Consider the following 13,616-nt stretch of genomic DNA (forward strand, 5'->3'; position numbering starts at 1 on the left):
GTCCGTTCGGGGCGGCCCGGCTCGCGGCGGAGGCATTGCCGTCCGCGGTTCGTGCCGCGCCGGGCGAGTCCGGTACGGGTTGCCGGTGGTGGGCTGGTCGCAAGGGGTGTCGTGGTCTCGGACGGTGGGTGGCGAGGGCACGGCGGTCTCCTGGGTGCGGGGGTGTGTGTTCGTGCGGTGCCGGGCAGGTCCGGCGGAACGGGGTCGCGCACTGTGGCCGTGGCCCATGCCCGTCCCGCGGTGCTGTGTGCGCCGACCGGTCAGGGGCCGGTCGTCGGGGTCAGGGAGCATGCGGTCCCCTGGTGCCGCTGTCGCGGCTCGGGGCCTTGGCCGTCTGGCCGACTCCTCGTGAGAAGACCATTCCACCTCAAGGAGACTGAACAGTCTCATCCGGTTCCACAGTCGTCGACCATATCCCGGCATTCCACAACACCCTGGAACCCGTGCAAAAACGGGCACTTCCATCGACCGGGAGGCGGGCTGAATGGTAATGGATGTCGACACCTTCGTCTCACGTGAGGGGAAATGTCCGATACTTTCTTAGGTTTCAGACGCCGATCGAGACCGATCAGTCTACTCTTTCGCCCTCAGCATGGAACTCCGGCCACGGACACGTCAAGCGATCTGTAACCACACAGTTACCGGGAGGCCCAGCTGTTACAAACGGTGCCGGTCGGCGCGAGCCCGGTCGCGGTCCTTGCCGGCGTCGGTGCCCAACCGGCGGCGTCCCCCGGACAGTTGGCCGTACAGGTCAGCACGCGGGCGCGAGTCTTCCGGCCGGGACCGAAGTGACCGTCACCTACGACCCTCGGCTCCGCTCCCCGCCGCCCGCCGCGATGGCCACCGTCGACGACCGCCGACTGCGCACGACAAGCACGATCACCACCGACCCCAGGACGACGCTCGCGACCTGCACGGTCACGCTGGCCGAAACCGTCACCGTGGGCGGTGTCTGGGGCCGCCACGAGTGGGGGAACGAAAAGCGGTGGTACTACACCAGGTGGAGCACAACGGTGAAGCTCAAGCCCGGTGACCGGCTCGATCCGAGGCGCCGGAACTCGATGTCACGGACCGATGCAGCGTGGCAATAGTCAGCGGATACGTGTGGATCCTGCCGGCCGTGACCGTCGTCGGCTGGATCCTGTCGTGGTGGGGAACACGGCGGATCCGGTGGTGCCTGCTGTCCGCCGCGGCCGTCGTCTCGGTGGCCTGCCTCCTCATCGGGTACCGCGAGAAGGGACCACAGATCAGTCCCGGAACCGTCGGCTGCTCACCGGCCCTGGAGTGCGTGGACTGGCGTGGGATCTACTGGCTGGAGGCCGGACTGATCGGCTTCGCGTGCTGTCTGGCGCTGCTGATCGTGACCACCGTGGCCGAAACAGCGCTCTGGTTCGATCGCCGGGGAGCGGCCTCCGTGGAATCACCCGGCTGACGTGACGACCGAGTCGCGGTACCGCGCCGGAGATCGGGTTGAGTCGGGGACTCGCAAGCACAGTCTGAAAGCCCAGGCAGGCTCACGCACGCAGGGCCACTCCTTTGTGTACACATGGAACACTATGTACTCTTGGTGCATGACACAGATGCCCATAGAGTCCATCCGCGAGGTCCGCGCACATCTGGCGGATGTGGTCGAACGGGCCGACCGCGACGACGTACCCACCGTGATCACCCGCCGCGGTAAGCAGGTCGCAGCCGTCGTGTCGATCGAGACGCTGCGCAAGTACCAGGAGTGGGAAGAGCGCGAGATCAACCGGATCATCGACGAGCGCATGGCGAACCCAGCTGGTGGCGTCCCCATCGAGGACGTCATGAAGGAGACGCTGGCACGCAGTGAGTGAGTACCGCACCGTCTTCCGGCCCGAGGCTCAGGCTGAGCTCCGAAAGATTCCCCGTGACACGGCGCTACGCATCCTGGCCAAGCTGACCGAGCTGGAGACTGAACCATTCGGCTTCAACACCACCGCCCTCGTGTCCCAGCCCGACAGGCGTCGCCTCCGGGTCGGTGACCACCGAGTGATCTATACCGTCGACAACGGCGAACTGGTGGTGTGGGTGGTCCATGTGGGGCATCGCTCCACGGTCTACGGCAGCTGACAAACCTCTGACGCCAGGTCAGAGAATCCAGCACCGATCCAGCACGGGATCGACGAAGGGGTTGGGCTCCCATGAGCCCAACCCCTTCCGACATGCATGTTTGCCGGATCAGCGACGTGGTGTTGCTTCATCCGCTCACACGTTGAAGCGGAACTCCACCACATCCCCGTCCTGCATCACATACTCCTTGCCCTCCATCCGCGCCTTCCCCTTCGCGCGGGCCTCCGCGACCGAGCCCATCTCCACCAGGTCGGAGAAGGAGATGACCTCGGCCTTGATGAAGCCCTTCTGGAAGTCGGTGTGGATGACTCCGGCGGCCTCGGGGGCGGTGGCGCCCTTCTTGATGGTCCAGGCTCGGGATTCCTTGGGGCCGGCGGTGAGGTACGTCTGCAGGCCGAGGGTGTCGAAGCCGACGCGGGCGAGGGTGGCGAGGCCGGGCTCCTCGGCGCCGACGGACTCCAGGAGTTCCATCGCGTCCTCCTCGTCCAGCTCGGCGAGGTCCGCCTCCAGCTTGGCGTTGAGGAAGATCGCCTCGGCGGGGGCGACCAGGGCGCGCTGTTCGGTCTTGAAGTCCTCGTCGACCAGTTCGTCCTCGTCGACGTTGAAGACGTAGAGGAAGGGCTTGGTCGTCAACAGGTGCAGGTCGTGGAGGAGTTCCTCCTTGCCCGAGCCCTGGACGATGCCCTGCGAGAAGAGGGTGTCGCCCTTCTCCAGGATCTCCTTCGCCGCCTCGACCGCCGCGACCTTCGGGACGACGTCCTTCTTGATGCGCGAGTCCTTCTGGAGGCGCGGCAGGACCTTCTCGATGGTCTGCAGGTCGGCGAGGATCAGCTCGGTGTTGATGGTCTCGATGTCGTCCTTGGGCGAGACCTTGCCGTCGACGTGGACGACGTTCTCGTCCTTGAAGGCGCGGATGACCTGGCAGATCGCGTCGGACTCACGGATGTTGGCGAGGAACTTGTTGCCCAGGCCCTCGCCCTCGGAGGCGCCCTTCACGATGCCCGCGATGTCGACGAAGTCGACGGTCGCCGGGAGGATCTTCTGCGAGGAGAAGATCTCCGCCAGCTTCGTCAGGCGCGGGTCGGGGACGCCGACCACGCCGACGTTCGGCTCGATCGTGGCGAACGGGTAGTTGGCCGCCAGCACGTCGTTCTTGGTCAGGGCGTTGAACAGGGTCGACTTGCCGACATTCGGCAGACCGACGATTCCGATCGTGAGCGACACGTTGCGACTTCCCGTACGTGAGAGGCGTGAGAGCGATGGAGGAGCAGTGGAGGGGGACCGCGGGCCGACAGGGACTGGGCCCGGGGCCGATCAACCAGTCTACGGCGTGAGCCGCCCCGCCCCGGCTCCGCGTCGAACACCTGGCCAAGCTCTGCTCATCGGCGTGTCTCAGGGCCTATTCGGCACATAAACCGACCTAAGTTGGTCCAGTGGAGCAACACAGGACACGACCCCCACAGCCCGGCGCGAGACGCGGGGCCCCGCCGCTGCCCCCGCAGGCGGGCCGGGGCCCGAACGGCGGCCCGGCCCGTACGCCCCGGCCCGGACCCCAGGTTCGCGGCACCGCGCAACGCCGTCCGTCGGCCGTACGACGCCCCGGTCCGGCAGCGCCCCCGTCCGTACGGCCGTTGCCGAACCCCCGGCTCACCGGGCTCGGCGGCGGCCTGTTCTGCGCGGCCGTGATGCTCGTCCTCGGCTTCCTCGACCAGCTGCTGTTCGGGGCGTCGCTGACCGTGTACGGCGTGCTGTTCCTGCCGGTGTGCGTGCTGACGGCGGTCTGGATCCGGCGCGGGGACCTGCTGACCGCGCCCGTCGTCGTGCCGATCGCCTTCGTCGTGGGCCTGTTCCCGGTGGCCGAGGGCAGCGGCGGCCTGGTCAACCGCCTGATGGGCCTGTTCACCGGCCTCGCCACCCAGGCCGGCTGGCTCTACGGCGGAACGCTCGCCGCGGGCCTCATCGCGACGGTCCGCAGAATCCAGCTGGTGCGGCGGCGGCGCCGGGGATGACGTCCGGCGGCGGGACGGACGGACGCCCCTCCGCTCCCGTCCACTCCGCCCCGCCCCGCTCTCCCTATTCGTCCCCCGCCGCGTGCATCGCCGCCCCCACGATCCCCGCGTTGTTCTGCAGCTGGGCCGGGACGATCTCCGCCTTGATGCCCTCGATGAAGTGCAGGAACTTGTCGGCCTTGCGGCTGACTCCGCCGCCGACGATGAAGAGTTCGGGCGAGAAGAGCATCTCTACATGGGCGAGGTACTTCTGGATCCGGCGGGCCCAGTGCTCCCAGGTCAGCTCCTCGTCCTCCTTGGCCTTGCTGGACGCCTTCTTCTCGGCGTCGTGGCCGTTCAGCTCAAGGTGGCCCAGCTCCGTGTTCGGGACGAGGATGCCGTTGACAAAGAGGGCGCTGCCGATGCCCGTGCCGAAGGTCAGCAGGATCACCGTGCCCTTGCGGCCCTGGCCGGCACCGAAGTGCATCTCGGCGACGCCCGCCGCGTCCGCGTCATTGACGACGGTCACCGGGAGGCCGCCGAGTCTCTCGGCGAACAGCGCTCCCGCGTCCTTGTCGATCCAGCTCTTGTCGACGTTCGCCGCCGTACGGATCGTGGCCCCGCCGGTGACCACGCCCGGAAACGTGAGCCCGACCGGTCCCGTCCAGCCGAAGTGGTCGACGACTTCCTTCACGCCGTCGGCCACTCCGTCCGGCGTCGCCGGGTGCGGGGTCAGCACCTTGCACCGCTCTTGGGTCAATTCGCCCTTGTCCAGGTCCACCGGGGCGCCCTTGATCCCGGATCCACCGATGTCCACGCCGAAGATCTGCATGGATCCACGCTACGACGAACGACTGACAGTCACTGCCCGGAGGGGGTCGTACGGGCCGCACCGATGCGCTCGGCGACCAGTGCCGCCGCCTCTTCGCGCAGGTCACGGCGGAGTTCCTTGGGCAGCGAGAACGTGATGGACTCCTCGGCCGCCTTGACCAGCTCGACGTCCTCGTAACCGCGCACGGACAGCCACTCCAACACCTGTTCGACCAGGATCTCCGGTACGGAGGCGCCCGAGGTCACGCCGACCGTGGTCACGCCCTCCAGCCAGGCCTCCTCGATCTCGTCGGCGAAGTCCACGAGATAGGCGGCGCGGGCGCCGGCCAGCTTGGCGACCTCGACGAGCCGGATCGAGTTGGAGGAGTTCTTCGAGCCGACCACGATCACCAGGTCGGCCTCCTCACCCATCTGCTTCACGGCGAGCTGACGGTTCTGCGTGGCGTAGCAGATGTCGTCGCTGGGCGGCGAGATGAGCTGCGGGAACTTCTCCTTCAGGGCGTCGACCGTCTCCATGGTCTCGTCCACGGAGAGCGTCGTCTGGGAGAGCCAGACCACCCTGGACGGGTCGCGCACCTCGACCTTGGCGACGTCGCCGGGACCGTCGACCAGGGTGATGTGGTCGGGGGCCTCTCCGGAGGTGCCGATGACCTCCTCGTGGCCCTCGTGCCCGATGAGGAGGATGTCGAAGTCGTCGTTGGCGAACCGGACGGCTTCCTTGTGGACCTTGGTCACCAGGGGGCAGGTCGCGTCGATCGTGGCGAGATTGCCCCGCCTGGCCTCGTCGTGGACGACGGGCGCGACGCCGTGCGCGGAGAACATCACGATGTTCCCCTCGGGGACCTCCTCGGTCCGCTCGACGAAGATGGCGCCCTTCTTCTCCAGGGTCTGCACGACGTACTTGTTGTGCACGATCTCGTGCCGGACGTAGATCGGAGCCCCGTACTGCTCAAGGGCTTTCTCGACGGCGATCACGGCGCGGTCCACACCCGCGCAGTAGCCCCGGGGGGCGGCGAGCAGGACACGGCGGCCAGACGAAGCGGTCATGCGTCCCATCGTAAGGCCGCGCTCGACGGGTCAAAGATCGCGCCGGTGGAGAGACTGGCGGTGGAGTGGGAGGGGTGGGGCCGGACACGACGTACGGGAGACGCGAGATGGCGGGCACGGGCACGGATACGAGGACCACCGTCGGCGAGGGGCCTCAGCTGCGGCGCAGCCTCGGTTTCCGCGATCTCGTCGTCTACGGGCTGCTGTTCATCGCCCCCATGGCGCCGGTCGGCGTGTTCGGCACCCTGGACGCCAGGTCGCACGGCGCGGTCGCGCTGGTCTACATCGTGGCGACGGTCTCGATGGCGTTCACCGCTTTCAGCTACGCCCAGATGGTGCGGGTCGTCCCCCAGGCGGGCTCGGTGTTCGCCTACGCGCGCGTGGGGCTCGGCAGGGAGGCCGGGTTCGTCGCCGGCTGGATGGCGATGCTGGACTACGTCCTGATCCCCGCGGTCGCCTACCTCTTCTCCGGGATCGCCATGAACGCGCTGGTCCCGGACGTCTCCCGGTGGGTGTGGACCGCGCTGGCGGTCGTCCTCACCACCTGCCTCAACCTCTGGGGAGTGCGGGCCGCCGCGCGCGTGGGCTTCCTGGTCCTCGCGATGGAGATCGTCGTACTCGCCGTCTTCGTCGTGTCGGCGATCGTCGTCCTCGCGCGCGACGGCGCCGAACGCGGCTGGCTGTCGCCCCTCTCCGGGGACGGCAGCCAGGACGCGTTCGCGCTGTCGGCGGTGATCGGCGCGGTGTCCGTCGCCGTGCTCTCCTACCTGGGCTTCGACGCGGTCGCCACCTTCGCGGAGGAGGTCACCGGCGGCTCCGAGAAGGTCGCCAGGGCGCTGCTGTTCTGCCTGGCGCTCGCCGGTGTCCTGTTCATCACCCAGACGTACCTGGTCGCCCTCCTGGAGCCGACGACTTCCGCACAGCTCGCCGCGGACGCCGGTAAACAGGGATCGGCGTTCTACGACGCGGTCGACGTGTCGGTCGGCAACTGGCTGCACAACCTGGTGGCCGTCAGCAAGGCGATCGGCGCGGCCTTCGCGGCGCTCGTCGGACAGGCCGCGGCGGGACGCCTGGTCTTCGCGATGGCCCGCGATCGGCGCCTCCCGCGCGCCCTGTCGAAGACCGACGACGGCGTACCGCGGATCGCACTCCTGTCGGCGGCCCTCATCACCCTCGTCGCGGCGGTCTGGGCGGCCCGGCGCGACGACGGACTCGACCAGCTGGTGTCGGTCGTCGACATCGGCGCGCTGACCGCCTTCACGCTGCTGCACGCGAGCGTGGTGGGCTGGTTCGCGGTACGGCGCCGGGGAGGGCCGGTGGTGTGGTGGCGGCACGTGCTCGTGCCGGTGCTGGGGGCGGCGATCACCGTCGCGGTGATCGTGGAGGCGTCGGGGACGGCTCAGGTGGTGGGCGCGATCTGGCTGGCGATCGGGCTGGTGGTACTGGCGGTGCAGTCCCGTACGAACGCCGGTTGACAGTCCCGCGCACCTCGACCGCGTTGTCAGACCGGGCCGTTACTCTCGGGCGCATGGCTCTCAACACGGCTCCGGACGCCCCGCTCCCCGTCGGTGAGGTCTCCCGGCTGATCGGCGGGTGGATCGACCGGCTCGGCGCGGTGTGGGTCGAGGGGCAGATCACCCAGCTGTCACGGCGCCCGGGTGCCGGTGTCGTGTTCCTGACGCTGCGCGACCCGTCGTACGACATCTCGGTGAGCGTGACCTGCTTCCGGCAGGTGTTCGACGAGATCGCGGATGTCGTCAGTGAGGGCGCGCGCGTGGTCGTACTCGCGAAGCCCGAGTGGTACGCGCCGCGTGGGCAGTTGTCGTTGCGGGCCACGGAGATAAGGCCGGTGGGGGTGGGTGAACTCCTCGCGCGGCTTGAGCAGTTGAAGAAGTCCCTCGCGGCGGAGGGGTTGTTCGCGGCCGACCGGAAGAAGCCGTTGCCGTTCCTGCCGCAGCTGATCGGGCTGGTCTGCGGGCGGGCCTCGGCGGCCGAGCGGGATGTGCTGGAGAACGCGCGGCACCGCTGGCCCGCCGTCCGTTTCGAGGTGCGCAACGTGCCCGTGCAGGGCGTGCACGCCGTGCCGCAGGTCGTGCAGGCGGTGAAGGAGCTGGACGCGCTCGACGGCGTGGACGTGATCATCGTGGCGCGGGGCGGCGGCAGCGTGGAGGATCTGCTGCCGTTCTCCGACGAGCAGTTGGTGCGGGCGGTGTCGGAGTGCCGTACGCCCGTGGTGTCCGCGATCGGGCACGAGCCCGACAACCCGCTCCTGGACTACGTGGCCGACCTGCGCGCCTCCACCCCCACCGACGCGGCGAAGAAGGTCGTACCGGATGTCGGCGAGGAGTACGAGCGCGTACGGCAGCTGCGCGACCGGGCTCGGCGGTGTGTGGTCGCGTTCGTCGACCGGGAGGAGCGCGGGCTGGCGCAGGCGCTGGCCCGGCCGTCGATAGAGGATCCGCATCGGATGATCGACGAGCGGGCGGACCATGTGGCCGCCCTGCTCGACCGCGGCCGGCGCACCCTCGGCCATCTCCTGGACCGCGCCGACTCGGAGCTGACCCACACGCACGCGCGCGTGGTGGCCCTCTCCCCCGCGGCGACCCTGAAGCGGGGGTACGCGGTGCTGCAGAAGGCCGACGGACACGCTGTCCGGGACCCGGAGGAGGTGACGGCCGACGAGGTGCTGCGGGCGCGGGTCGCGGAGGGTGAGTTCACGGTTCGAGTCGATACGGCACATGCATAAGGTGGGCGGATGACCAGCAAGGTTGACGAAGGTGCCGGTACGGCAGAGGCGCTCGGGTACGAGCAGGCGCGCGACGAGCTGATCGAGGTCGTACGGCGGCTGGAGGCGGGCGGTACGACGCTGGAGGAGTCGCTCGCGCTCTGGGAGCGGGGCGAGGAGCTGGCGAAGGTGTGCCGGCGCTGGCTGGACGGGGCCCGGGCGCGACTGGACGCGGCGCTGGCGGAGGAAGAGGCCGCGGAGGGCGACGCCGAGTAGCGGCCCCGAGCAAAGGGCGCCGAGCAGCGGCGGTCGGTAGCGGCAACAGTGGTTCGCTGTGAGGCGGATCACCATGCTCCAGTTTTGGTTGAACATTGAACCTCCCGTCGCGTACGGTCGGTCTCGTCAGCCTAACCGGACCGCGGTCCGGTAAATCCGCTTCCGGCCCCCCGAGGAAGTTCTCGTATGTCTCTCGTTCTCGACCCCGCCGCCCAGGACCTGCTGTTCCGCGAGGCCCGCACCGCGAACACCTTCACCGACGAGCCCGTGACCGACGAGCAGGTCCAGGCGATCTACGACCTGGTCAAGTACGGCCCGACCTCGATGAACCAGTCGCCGCTGCGCATCACCCTGGTCCGCTCCCCCGAGGCCCGCGAGCGCCTCGTGCAGCACCTCGCCGAGGGCAACCAGAAGAAGACCGCCGCCGCCCCGCTGGTCGCGATCCTCTCCGCGGACAACGAGTTCCACGAGGAACTGCCCAACCTGTTCCCGCACTTCCCGCAGGCCAAGGACGCCGTCTTCGGCGAGCGTTCCGTCCGTGAGGGCAACGCCGCGCTGAACGCCGCCCTCCAGGCCGCGTACTTCATCATCGGCATCCGCGCCGCCGGCCTCGCCGCGGGCCCGATGACCGGTCTCGACTTCGCGGGCGTCCAGAAGGAGTTCCTGGACGACGACCACACCCCGTTCGTCGTCATCAACATCGGCAAGCCGGGCGAGGACGCCTGGTTCCCGCGCTCCCCGCGACTGGCGTACGACGAGGTCGTCACCACCGTCTGAGACGTGTGACACGCACAGGGCCCCGGCACGGGCAGGAGACTGTCCACGCCGGGACCTTCCGTACTCGGCGTTGCCGTGACGCTCGGTGAGGCACTAGGGTCCGTGCCGTGACTGCCGGGTCGGCCATGGGCCATTCACGAGTGGGGCACCCGGCCTCGGCGTGAGCACTAGGCGGGCCAGAGCCCCGCCGTCTCTCCGTGTCTTCCCTCCTGGCGCCCGCACGTGGCGCTCTCATCGGACCCAAGACTCGGAGACCCGCCCACACATGTCACTTGAACCCGAACTGCCGACCACCGTCCAGCTGAACCACACCGCCGTCTACGCCGCCGACCGGCAGCTGTCGGCCGAGTTCCTCGCCGCGATCCTGGGTCTGGAGGTCGGCGCGCCCTTCGGGCCGTTCGTCCCGGTCGACCTCGGCAACGGCGTGACGCTCGACTTCTACGAGAAGCGCGACGAGCCCGTCCAGCCGCAGCACTACGCGTTCCTCGTGCCCGAGGAGCGGTTCGACACCATGATCGGCCGCCTGGAGGCGGTCGGGGTCACCTACTACGCCGACCCCTACCACAAGGACCCCGGCCGGACGAACCAGCTCTTCGGCGGTCGCGGCGCCTACTTCGAGGACCCGAGCGGCCACAACATGGAGATCATGACCCGGCCGTACGTCCGGCCGTAGAGCGGGGACACCGTCGGGCTACTTCGTCTTCAACGCCTGTGCCATCTCGGTCAGTTGGGCGAAGGAGCCCGTACCCGCGACGACCGTCGTCGAGCCCTTGTCCGCGAGCACGAGGGCGTCGTAGCGGCCGCCGGTCCAGCGGGTCCAGGTGTGGCCGCCGATGGTCTGGGTGGTCTTCGTCGCGGTGGCGCCCTGGCTCGCGGTGTCGATGAAGTCGGCCGGCTTCTGAGTCGACTGCTCTATCTGCACGTACTGACCGTCGGGGGCACTGAACCCGAGGTGCCAGGCGTCGAACGCGGCGCCGTCGTAGCGGACCGAGGTCGCCTTCCAGGTCTTGGGCAGGCCCTCCGGCGCCGCCACCGGGTACGGCGCCGCGCGGCGTGCGGTGAGCAGCTCCACGCGGTAGTCGACCCGCTTGACGTCCGGAGCGTGGTCGCTGTGCGGGATGAAGAGGTAGACGATCGCCGCCGCGATCCCGATCAGGCCCAGGGAGAGAATCATGTCCCGGACCGTCTTCTGCTTGCCGTTCGAACCTGCCACGTCCCTATCGTCGCAGGTGCCCTGGTCCGCTCATCCGTGGGGCCCCCTGCTCATTTTGTCTGCCTGGCGATAGAGTCGTGGCCATACCCTCATCCGGCCGTCGTCGTATCAGAAAGGTGCGCTCCGATGACCGAGCATCATCATCTGCCGTCCGAACTCGAAGTCCCCTCCGAGGCCCCCGACCGCAACCTCGCCCTGGAACTCGTCCGGGTGACCGAAGCCGCCGCGATGGCCGCGGGCCGCTGGGTCGGGCGCGGCGACAAGAACGGCGCCGACGGTGCCGCCGTGCGCGCCATGCGGACCCTCGTCTCCACCGTCTCGATGAACGGCGTCGTCGTCATCGGTGAGGGCGAGAAGGACGAGGCGCCGATGCTCTTCAACGGCGAGCGCGTCGGTGACGGCACCGGGCCCGAGTGCGACATCGCCGTCGACCCGATCGACGGGACCACCCTCAACGCCAAGGGCATGCCGAACGCGATCGCCGTGCTGGCCGCCGCGGACCGGGGTTCGATGTTCGACCCGTCCGCCGTCTTCTACATGGACAAGCTCGTCACCGGGCCCGAGGCCGCCGAGTTCGTCGACATCGAGGCCCCGATCTCGGTGAACGTCCGCCGGGTCGCCAAGGCCAAGCGGGTCACGCCCGAGGACGTCACCGTCGTCGTACTGGACCGGCCTCGGCACGACGGGATCATCAAGGAGATCCGGGAGACCGGTGCGCGGATCAAGCTGATCTCCGACGGCGATGTGGCCGGGTCGATCCTGGCGCTGCGCGAAGGCACCGGCGTCGACCTGCTGCTCGGTGTCGGCGGCACGCCCGAAGGGATCATCTCGGCCTGCGCCGTGAAGTGCCTCGGGGGCGTCATCCAGGGGAAGTTGTGGCCCAAGGACGACGCCGAGCGGCAGCGGGCGCTGGACGCGGGGCACGATCTGGACCGGGTGCTCACCACCAACGACCTGGTCTCCGGCGAGAACGTGTTCTTCGTCGCGACCGGGATCACGGACGGGGAGCTGCTGCGGGGGGTGCGGTACCGGTCGGAGACCGCGACCACCGACTCCATCGTGATGCGGTCGAAGTCGGGGACGGTGCGGAGGATCGACTCGGAGCACCGGCTGAGCAAGCTGCGCGCCTACAGCGCGATCGACTTCGACCGGGCGAAGTAGCCACGCCACAGCGACAGCCACAGCAAGAACCACGACCACACGGTCGTACGTGAAAGAGGCGCCCCCGGTGCGGTGGGGGCGCCTCTTCTACGTCGATCAGCCTGCCGCTGCTATGCGGCCCGCCGCCCTCGCCTTCTGGAGTTCCAGGTCGCGGCGGCGGCGCCTGGCCAGGACCACTCGGCGTTCGGCGGCGGTGAGGCCGCCCCAGACGCCGTAGGGCTCGGGTTGGAGGAGGGCGTGTTCGCGGCACTCGACCATGACCGGACAGCGCGCGCAGACGCGCTTGGCGGCGTCCTCGCGGGAGAGCCGGGCGGCGGTGGGTTCCTTGGAGGGTGCGAAGAACAGGCCGGCCTCGTCGCGCCGGCACACCGCTTCGGTGTGCCAGGGAGCGTCTTGGTCCCTGTCTCGCGCAGGCATCCGCTGGGCCGGAACAACAGCTACCTGCAGGGACGAATGCGGCGGTTGCAGCACGGTCTACTCCTGACGACGGCTTCGCGAGCGAGAGACGATGCAGCAAGGCCTACCCGCTGTGCGCGCGCCTATGCACTGAGTTCCGAACCGCTGGTTTCCGTGTGCTTGTGCGCGATGTCAGGGGCGGACCGGCGTGGACCGATCAGCTCCACATGTGTCCCGATTCACAACCGTCAACGGTCCAGGTGTTTGCGCAAACCCTTGTCGACCTTGCGCTGAACCCGATCGAGAATGTCCGCAACGAGCTTGCCGCGCTTGGGTTTTGCCTCGATGTTTCCGAGTACGGCCCACCCGTCGACGTAGATCACGGGCGCGTCCGGCTCCAGCGAGTCCAGCGTGTCCACCTCGAAGTTGCCGAGGACACCACCGCCGGTGCCGCGCAGCGACACGTTCTCCGGGACGCGGATCTCGACGTTCCCGAAGACCGAGATCGCCTTGATGACGACCTGCTGGTACTCGAAGATCGCCTCGCTGAGGTCGATCTCGACGCTGCCGAACACGGCGTACGCATGCATCCGGCGGCCGGCGCGCCAGCGGCCCTTGCGCATGGCGGAGCTGAACACCGCCACCACGTGCCCGTCGGCCTCGGCCGGGATCGCGCCCTCCGTCGGACGGTTCGGCGCGGGGCTGTACGACGGGGCCGTCGCCCGGTGCCCATGGGCGGCCGGCAGATCCTGGATGAAGACCTCCAGCTCACCGACCGTCTTGGCGCTCAGCACCCCCTCGACCCGCTCGGCGTGCTCGTCGGCGCTCAGCCGCCCCTCGGCCAGGGCGTCGCGCAGGATGTCGGCGATGCGGTCACGGTCGGCGTCCGAGGCGCGCAGCGCGGACGCGGCGGGCGCGGGCTGCGGGGCCGTGGGCGCGGATGCGGGCTGCTTCTGAAGGTCCACGACAGCAGAGTACCGAAACGCGATAGATCGCGACTAGGGGTGTGGACAACGTTGGCGTGGTGCGGCCCCCGGCGAACTGAGCCTTACCTCACAAGCTCGCTGTCAGCGGCAGGTTCTACGCTGGTGAGCGCCCGCCAGTGTCG

The 13,616-nt window shown here is 69.0% G+C and carries 17 protein-coding genes; 11 read left to right on the plus strand and 6 right to left on the minus strand.

Annotated elements, in window-relative coordinates:
* Positions 1 to 788 precede the first annotated feature (788 nt).
* From ACIBJH_RS01525 to ACIBJH_RS01540, 4 genes are all read left to right on the plus strand, one after another.
* Positions 789 to 1,091: a hypothetical protein gene (locus tag ACIBJH_RS01525; protein WP_399114835.1), complete on the plus strand. Its 303-nt coding sequence runs from the start codon at positions 789 to 791 to the stop codon at positions 1,089 to 1,091.
* A complete protein-coding gene (locus ACIBJH_RS01530; protein WP_399114836.1) occupies positions 1,082 to 1,432 on the plus strand; it encodes a hypothetical protein in 351 nt (116 codons plus the stop codon). The genes ACIBJH_RS01525 and ACIBJH_RS01530 overlap by 10 nt, the downstream gene beginning before the upstream one ends.
* A 139-nt stretch (positions 1,433 to 1,571) precedes the next feature.
* Complete coding sequence (locus ACIBJH_RS01535; protein WP_399114837.1) at positions 1,572 to 1,838, plus strand: type II toxin-antitoxin system Phd/YefM family antitoxin; 267 nt, start codon at positions 1,572 to 1,574, stop codon at positions 1,836 to 1,838.
* The gene (locus ACIBJH_RS01540; RefSeq protein WP_399114838.1) at positions 1,831 to 2,094 is read left to right on the plus strand and encodes a type II toxin-antitoxin system RelE/ParE family toxin; all 264 of its coding nucleotides are present in this window, start codon (positions 1,831 to 1,833) and stop codon (positions 2,092 to 2,094) included. The genes ACIBJH_RS01535 and ACIBJH_RS01540 overlap by 8 nt, the downstream gene beginning before the upstream one ends.
* Positions 2,095 to 2,229: 135 nt before the next feature.
* Here the strand turns inward: ACIBJH_RS01540 and ychF are convergent, their stop codons facing one another.
* A complete protein-coding gene (ychF, locus tag ACIBJH_RS01545; protein WP_399114839.1) occupies positions 2,230 to 3,318 on the minus strand; it encodes a redox-regulated ATPase YchF in 1,089 nt (362 codons plus the stop codon).
* A 209-nt stretch (positions 3,319 to 3,527) separates the two neighbouring features.
* Between ychF and ACIBJH_RS01550 the strand changes: the two genes are divergently transcribed.
* Positions 3,528 to 4,103: a DUF6542 domain-containing protein gene (locus ACIBJH_RS01550; protein ID WP_399114840.1), complete on the plus strand. Its 576-nt coding sequence runs from the start codon at positions 3,528 to 3,530 to the stop codon at positions 4,101 to 4,103.
* A 64-nt stretch (positions 4,104 to 4,167) separates the two neighbouring features.
* Here the strand turns inward: ACIBJH_RS01550 and ppgK are convergent, their stop codons facing one another.
* Both ppgK and ACIBJH_RS01560 read right to left on the minus strand, forming a co-directional pair.
* Positions 4,168 to 4,914, minus strand: coding sequence for a polyphosphate--glucose phosphotransferase (gene ppgK / locus ACIBJH_RS01555; protein WP_399114841.1), 747 nt, complete (start codon positions 4,912 to 4,914; stop codon positions 4,168 to 4,170).
* Positions 4,915 to 4,943: 29 nt separating this feature from the next.
* Complete coding sequence (locus tag ACIBJH_RS01560) at positions 4,944 to 5,969, minus strand: 4-hydroxy-3-methylbut-2-enyl diphosphate reductase (protein WP_399114842.1); 1,026 nt, start codon at positions 5,967 to 5,969, stop codon at positions 4,944 to 4,946.
* Positions 5,970 to 6,067: 98 nt separating this feature from the next.
* Between ACIBJH_RS01560 and ACIBJH_RS01565 the strand changes: the two genes are divergently transcribed.
* From ACIBJH_RS01565 to ACIBJH_RS01585, 5 genes are all read left to right on the plus strand, one after another.
* Positions 6,068 to 7,435: an APC family permease gene (locus ACIBJH_RS01565; RefSeq protein ID WP_399114843.1), complete on the plus strand. Its 1,368-nt coding sequence runs from the start codon at positions 6,068 to 6,070 to the stop codon at positions 7,433 to 7,435.
* 53 nt (positions 7,436 to 7,488) lie between these two features.
* Positions 7,489 to 8,706, plus strand: coding sequence for an exodeoxyribonuclease VII large subunit (gene xseA / locus ACIBJH_RS01570; protein WP_388104661.1), 1,218 nt, complete (start codon positions 7,489 to 7,491; stop codon positions 8,704 to 8,706).
* A gap of 9 nt (positions 8,707 to 8,715) precedes the next feature.
* Positions 8,716 to 8,961, plus strand: coding sequence for an exodeoxyribonuclease VII small subunit (locus ACIBJH_RS01575; RefSeq protein WP_019072733.1), 246 nt, complete (start codon positions 8,716 to 8,718; stop codon positions 8,959 to 8,961).
* A gap of 186 nt (positions 8,962 to 9,147) precedes the next feature.
* Positions 9,148 to 9,738 carry a malonic semialdehyde reductase gene (locus tag ACIBJH_RS01580; RefSeq protein WP_399114844.1) on the plus strand — a complete coding sequence of 197 codons (591 nt, stop codon included), beginning with the start codon at positions 9,148 to 9,150 and terminating at the stop codon, positions 9,736 to 9,738.
* Positions 9,739 to 10,003: 265 nt separating this feature from the next.
* On the plus strand, positions 10,004 to 10,411 hold the full coding sequence (locus ACIBJH_RS01585) for a VOC family protein (RefSeq protein WP_399114845.1): 408 nt from the start codon (positions 10,004 to 10,006) through the stop codon (positions 10,409 to 10,411).
* Positions 10,412 to 10,429: 18 nt separating this feature from the next.
* Here the strand turns inward: ACIBJH_RS01585 and ACIBJH_RS01590 are convergent, their stop codons facing one another.
* Complete coding sequence (locus ACIBJH_RS01590) at positions 10,430 to 10,951, minus strand: DUF4245 domain-containing protein (protein WP_399114846.1); 522 nt, start codon at positions 10,949 to 10,951, stop codon at positions 10,430 to 10,432.
* Positions 10,952 to 11,077: 126 nt separating this feature from the next.
* On the opposite strand from ACIBJH_RS01590, the gene glpX reads away from it, so the two are divergent.
* A complete protein-coding gene (gene glpX, locus ACIBJH_RS01595; protein WP_019072737.1) occupies positions 11,078 to 12,112 on the plus strand; it encodes a class II fructose-bisphosphatase in 1,035 nt (344 codons plus the stop codon).
* Positions 12,113 to 12,208: 96 nt separating this feature from the next.
* Here the strand turns inward: glpX and ACIBJH_RS01600 are convergent, their stop codons facing one another.
* The gene (locus tag ACIBJH_RS01600) at positions 12,209 to 12,583 is read right to left on the minus strand and encodes a WhiB family transcriptional regulator (protein ID WP_399114847.1); all 375 of its coding nucleotides are present in this window, start codon (positions 12,581 to 12,583) and stop codon (positions 12,209 to 12,211) included.
* Between the two features lie 173 nt (positions 12,584 to 12,756).
* Entirely contained in the window at positions 12,757 to 13,473 is a 717-nt protein-coding gene (locus ACIBJH_RS01605) for a DUF1707 domain-containing protein (RefSeq protein WP_399114848.1), read from the minus strand.
* Between the last annotated feature and the right edge of the window lie 143 nt (positions 13,474 to 13,616).

The sequence above is a fragment of the Streptomyces sp. NPDC050548 genome (genome assembly GCF_044457385.1).
Taxonomy (GTDB): domain Bacteria; phylum Actinomycetota; class Actinomycetes; order Streptomycetales; family Streptomycetaceae; genus Streptomyces.